This is a genomic window from Methanobrevibacter sp. UBA188 (genome assembly GCF_905234905.1).
Classification (GTDB): domain Archaea; phylum Methanobacteriota; class Methanobacteria; order Methanobacteriales; family Methanobacteriaceae; genus Methanocatella.
The window spans coordinates 3,614-9,510 of sequence record NZ_CAJOJM010000065.1; the positions used below are offsets into that span (position 1 = coordinate 3,614).

Here is a 5,897-nt window from a genome sequence, read left to right on the forward strand (position 1 = left end):
GGTGGAAATACAAATCCTGAACATCTACTATAATCACTGACATAACCTGAACCAACTAATGATGCAAAGGTAACTACTTGAGTATTATTGGAAAAGTTGAGGGTAAGATGCTGAAATTATTTATAAACAATTGATGACAAGCAATTATTGTTATGCGAACAGCAACATGCAGATGGTCAAAAGGAACCAAAAGTTGCACAATCCCGATTCGCCCTTGCTGATTGGGGATGTTAAAGATGGGGATGTTGTAAATGAAGTCAATGAGCCAAGCTATATTGATACACAAACTAGATTATTTTAATATTAATTAATCAAGTTTTTCATAAAGTCGCAGTTAGTAAATATTTATTATTGATAAAATTTAAGTTATTATCATCATATAATTAATTCTATTGTAAGTTGATTAACATAACACCTACCATCACCAATTCAAAACTTATTTTTCGAACCCATTTCATATAGAATAAATTTGCTTTGGCTAAACAATAAGCTTGAGTAGTTTTTTTGGAAACTGACACCAGCCGTTGTGAGAAGAAAGGAGTGAGCAATCACTCCGACTTATCAGACAACTAGTAAAATATCCTTATGACAATATATTCAAAGCCATCAATTAAAAGATGGATGATGTATCTCAATTTAAGAATCATCCTCCTGAAGGGTTTCCGGAATCTCACCAAACCAGTTGCTTCTCTTTCCGATGTAATAAAGTAAGATACCAAAAATTACAGTACTCATGGTTGAAATTATTAAATCAGACATTACTATTGTTGAGGTTGTGGATTGAATTCCGAACATGACCAGTAAGCTGAAGGATAAGTTATTTGCAGTATGGAATGCGGAACTGACTTCCAGACCATTGGCTTTCCATGCTAAAAATCCCATTACTAAACCTGAAATTATTATCCCAATGTTTCCTATACCATTGTATCCGTGGGTGAATCCAAAGATTATGGCTTGGAGAATCACTGCCAATAATGGTATGTTAAACCATGATCCTAATGTTTGCATAAGAAGTCCACGGTATACGTATTCTTCAGCAATACATTGTATCGGCACTACAATTAGGAGGATTATAAAAAACAGTATTGTAAAATGATAATTTCCCACATTACCCAGTATTGCGTGTTCAATAATTCCAACGACAAGGAATAAAATAAACGGTATTATAAATGCCTTGAGGTAGAGTTGGGTGTTCCATCCTCCACGTGAAGAGGAGTATGAGGAAAACGGTCTGTCCTTAACAATTTTAGTTGCAAGGTACAAAGATGGAATCATGATGGCTATTGCCAAATGAGAATAGATTTCGCCTATCTCAGAGTTCATGACTTCATATCCTCCACGTAGGAGTTGGGCCATAATGTTTTCTCCGTATATTGCAGAGAAAACGGCAATTAATATTAGGCTGAGTATTAAATATATTATTGCACCTATTATGAAAACAAGTATAGGCTTGTACCATCTGTATTTTTCAAAAGTTCTTGGAAATGTTATATATTCTGAAATCTCTTTAACTGTCATATGGACATATTTCTAGTTATTTGCATATAATGTTATAGGAATAATATGTTTTATAGGTGTTTTTGTGAAAATTATTCGTTAGATAAAATCTGATTTTTCAAGAATTTCAGTGACTGCCAAATATTAAATTATATCTCAAGTATTTCGATTCACAAAAGACAGACAAGAAAACAATAACAGATGCTAAAGCCAGTAAAGGTTCCAATTGTGTTGACTGGGGACAAGTATATTACAGAATAGCTAAATCATTAGGTTATGACGTGCAGTTTGTCCATGTCAAATGCAGAGTTTCAGGAACTGGCCACATCAGATTAAGATTAAGACATAAAAAACATACTGGAGGAAAATGGATTAACCGTGATCCTGCTGCAGTAGCAGATATAACTTCAGGAAATGTAAAATCAATCTGGTGTGAAGATGGATACCTCATAACATATGATCCAAGCTGGATATTTACAGATTTGTACAGTAGTTAACTCTTCCAGCTACTATTTTTTAATTTTCACATTAATGATGGAGTTAATATATTCAAAACTTGTTTTTAAAACACTTTCATAAAGCTATATTGATGCTCAAACTAGATTGATGTAGTTTTTAGTTAGGCCTTTGATATTTGATGTTCATAGAATGCATTTGAAAATCAATCTTACAGAATTGTGGTGTTCTTGCAGTATTATGTAAAAATTCCATCCAAAAATTTAATCGTTTGGAAAGCAAATATAAAATTAAGTTCATGTTTAAGTTTGAATGTTAAAATATTTTTTAAGATAATATGTTGGAGGATTAATAAGTATGAATGAAAAGGCTAACGAATATTCTTGGTTTCCGTTAATAGTTGTGGCTTGTGCTTCCTTTATTATAGTGTTGGACTCTTTCTTCATGAATGTTAGCATTTCTCGAATTGTTGTTGATTTGAATGCTGATGTTAGTACTATTCAAATGATTGTGTCGTTTTGTACTCTTATCACTGCTGCGTTGATACTGTTCAGTACCAAACTTCAGGACATAGTTGGTAAAAAGAAACTGTTTGTAATTGGTGCTGCACTTTTTGGTATAGGAATATTTGCTGCAGTATTAAGTTCAAGTGTTACAATGTTTTTTGTCGGATGGGCAGCGATTAAAGGTGTTGCTGCGGCATTAATGCTGCCTGCCATAGTTTCAATAATAAGCGGAATATATTCCGGCAGAAAGCGTACAATTGCTTTGGCAACTCTCGGGGTAATGGCAGGACTTGCAGATATTTTAGCTCCGCTCCTTGGTGGGCTTATTACAACTTTTTTCAGCTGGAGATACACTTTCGCATTTGAATTAATATTCATTTTATTTATTTTAGTAATGCAAAATAAAATACCTGATTTTAAGCCTACTGAATCTAAAAGCGATCTTGATATTATTGGTGCTATACTTTCCGGTATATGTCTTCTTTTGCTTGTGCTTGGTATTTTGACACTGACTAAGGATGTTGCTACCAGCATAATTGAGATAATTTTGGGATTGATAGTCTTAGCAATCTTTATATGGTTTGAACTCAAAAGAAAAAGGTCAGGCAAGGTGCCATTGCTTGATGTTGAATTATTTAGAGACAAAAATTTGCGTATAGGTACATCTATTAAGTTATTATATAATATTGTAATATCTGGAACATTTTTTGTAATGGTTCTGTTTTTCCAAAGTGTATTGCAGTTAAATCCATTCGATACTGGTTTGGCTTCACTTCCGTTTGTTATGGCTTTGTTTATTTTTTCATTGACCGCTCCAAATCTAATAGGAAAACTGAATCACAAGACACTCATGGCAATAGGATGTATAATATCTATTGTAGGATGTCTGATTTTAAGTTATCAATTTAAATTAAATGTAAACATGCTGGATTTAATTCCGGGGCAGTTTTTACTTGGGACAGGTATTGGTTTTATGATGGCTTTAGCAGCGGATGTTGCATTATTCGATGTTCCTGCTGAAGGCCAAAATAATGCATCTGGTATTATTACAACTGGTGAGACATTAGGTTCCTCATTGGGTACAGCAATCATTGGAATAATTCTAATTCTTGGAGTTATGGGCGGTATTAGTACTGCAGTCGATACCTATGCGCCTGATTATTCAGGAGATGAACAATTCCATCAGGAGGTTTATGACTACTTCCAAAAATTAGACACTATAGAGGGACAAGACAGTATTGTTGTAGATACTGCAGATATAATTATCCAGAATGCAATGGCATCTGTAATGTATGGATTAGCCATCGTGTTAGCAGCTATGTTAATTATAACGCTGCGGATAAAAAATAAAAATATTAAAAAACAATGAGAGACAATCTCTCATTTCCTTTTTTTTAAAATGGTTTGAGTGTTGGCAGAAATTATTTAGTTTTGATTTATTTTGTTTGCATGATATAGAATAAATTTTACTAAAAGTAGTAGATAATTTGAAGTGTGTTACGCCAACAGCAACATGAAGCTGGTCAAAAAGAATCAAAAGTTGCATAATCCTGATTCACCCTTGCTTATTGGGGAAGTTAATGATGGTGATGTTGTAAAAGAGGTTATGGAACCTAGCTATATTGATATGTAACAAAGATTAATTTGATTTCTTTACTTTTAATATTTATATTTTTAATTTCATAGGTTTGATATTTATTTCTAATTTTCATATTGATTTTCATTTAACTGAAAACAATATTGATTTTATTATTTACTTTTCATTATACTGAAAACTTTATATGATAGTTATGATAAATTAATAATTATAAAAAGAAGTGTGATTTTAATGATTATTCAAAGAAAAGATTATATTGATAAAATCAATCCCTTTATAAATAAACATATCATTAAAGTTTTAATAGGAACAAGACGTTCTGGAAAGTCAACCATATTAAAACAAATTATTGATTCATTAATAAAACAAGGAATACCTGAAGATAATATTGTTTGGATCAACTTTGAATTAAGTGATTATTTTGAAATAGATAATATTAAAAAGCTTGAAGAGTTCATATCTCATAAAACTGAAAATATTGAAGGCAAAATTTATCTATTTTTTGATGAGATACAGGTTGTTCCCCAATGGGAAAAATTAATCAACTCTTACTTTGCAAAAGAAAATTATGACATATACCTTACTGGATCAAACTCAAAATTATTGTCTGGAGAATTTGCCACATATTTATCTGGCCGTTATGTCGAATTAAACATATATTCATTTTCTTTTAGGGAATATCTTGATTACTATGAAATTACTTCTGATTTTAAATCTCATTTTTATAGATATTTGGAAGATGGGGGTATGCCTTCAACATTTGACTATAGTGGCGATGATAAAAGATTAATTCTAATGGATTTATACAATTCTATTGTCCTTAAAGATATAATTCAAAGAAATAATGTTAAAAATGTCGACTTGTTGGAAAGGATTATGAGATTTGTAATGTATAACATTAGCCAGCCATTTTCCGCAAATAAAATTCATAAAAGACTAAAGCAGGATATGGTAAACTTATCTGTAAATACAATTTACAATTATCTGAAATTCTTTGAAAATGCATGCCTGATTTATCAGGTAAAGCGCGAAGATTTACAGGGTAAAAGAATATTAAAATATGATGAAAAATATTATCTATGTGATTTGGGTTTTAGACAGGCAATAATAGGAAACAATCAACGGGATATCACTCGTGTAATCGAAAATATTGTTTATTTGGAACTTTTAAGAAGAGGATATGAAATCACCATCGGCAAAGTTGATAGCCTGGAAGTGGATTTTGTATGCAAAAAACAAAACAAACTCATTTACATTCAAGTTTCTTATTTATTGGCAAGTGAAGAAACTGTTGAAAGAGAATTTAAACCATTAAAGAGTATTCAAGATAATTATCCAAAATACGTAATAACCATGGATGATGTGGATATGTCTCATGATGGAATAATTCATTTGAATTTAATTGATTTTTTAAGGGATAATGAAGTGATTTAACATCCTGGAAACCATACTCTTTTTAGGAAGTATGTCCTTTGTTAGGGAGTTTATCAACTCTGAGTTGATAAACTCATTTTGGTTTTTAAATAATTATTTTGAAGATAGATAATACTTGTTTTTATTAAAAGTAGTAGATAATTCACCTACTTTTCGAGCATTATTTGTTCGTATTCTATCAAACAAAAATCGAAAAAGTAGTAGATAATTTGAATTGTATTATGCCAACAGCAACATGAAGATGGTCAAAAGGAACCAAAAGTTGCATAATCTTGATTCTCCTTTGTTGATTGGTGATGTTAAAGATAATGATGTTGTAAAAAAGGTTAGAGAACATTGTTTCATTGAAACTCACGAAAAAGTTCTACCACTTATGCATATTTTTCAATCAACTTTATACAAATATT

5 protein-coding genes are annotated in these 5,897 nt (G+C 31.3%); 4 read left to right on the forward strand and 1 reads right to left on the reverse strand.

Going from position 1 to position 5,897, the window contains the following annotated elements:
* Positions 1–133 precede the first annotated feature (133 nt).
* Complete coding sequence (locus QZ143_RS09010) at positions 134–301, forward strand: hypothetical protein (protein ID WP_292883404.1); 168 nt, start codon at positions 134–136, stop codon at positions 299–301.
* A gap of 335 nt (positions 302–636) precedes the next feature.
* On the opposite strand, the gene QZ143_RS09015 is transcribed toward QZ143_RS09010, so the two are convergent.
* Positions 637–1,518: a CPBP family intramembrane glutamic endopeptidase gene (locus QZ143_RS09015; RefSeq protein WP_292883407.1), complete on the reverse strand. Its 882-nt coding sequence runs from the start codon at positions 1,516–1,518 to the stop codon at positions 637–639.
* A gap of 122 nt (positions 1,519–1,640) precedes the next feature.
* Here QZ143_RS09015 and QZ143_RS09020 point away from each other — a divergent pair, with 122 nt between their 5' ends.
* From QZ143_RS09020 to QZ143_RS09030, 3 genes are all read left to right on the forward strand, one after another.
* Positions 1,641–1,994: a hypothetical protein gene (locus tag QZ143_RS09020; RefSeq protein WP_292883416.1), complete on the forward strand. Its 354-nt coding sequence runs from the start codon at positions 1,641–1,643 to the stop codon at positions 1,992–1,994.
* Positions 1,995–2,310: 316 nt separating this feature from the next.
* Positions 2,311–3,828, forward strand: a complete 1,518-nt coding sequence (locus tag QZ143_RS09025; protein WP_292883410.1) for an MFS transporter — start codon at positions 2,311–2,313, stop codon at positions 3,826–3,828.
* 462 nt (positions 3,829–4,290) lie between these two features.
* Positions 4,291–5,490, forward strand: coding sequence for an ATP-binding protein (locus QZ143_RS09030; protein WP_342765218.1), 1,200 nt, complete (start codon positions 4,291–4,293; stop codon positions 5,488–5,490).
* The last annotated feature ends 407 nt before the right edge of the window (positions 5,491–5,897 follow it).

What these genes read in the sequence shown, in the direction of transcription:
- QZ143_RS09010 (WP_292883404.1), top strand. Translation starts at nt 134, where the DNA reads ATGACAAGCAATTATTGTTATGCGAACAGCAACATGCAGATGGTCAAA.
- QZ143_RS09015 (WP_292883407.1), bottom strand. Translation starts at nt 1,518, where the DNA reads ATGACAGTTAAAGAGATTTCAGAATATATAACATTTCCAAGAACTTTT.
- QZ143_RS09025 (WP_292883410.1), top strand. Translation starts at nt 2,311, where the DNA reads ATGAATGAAAAGGCTAACGAATATTCTTGGTTTCCGTTAATAGTTGTG.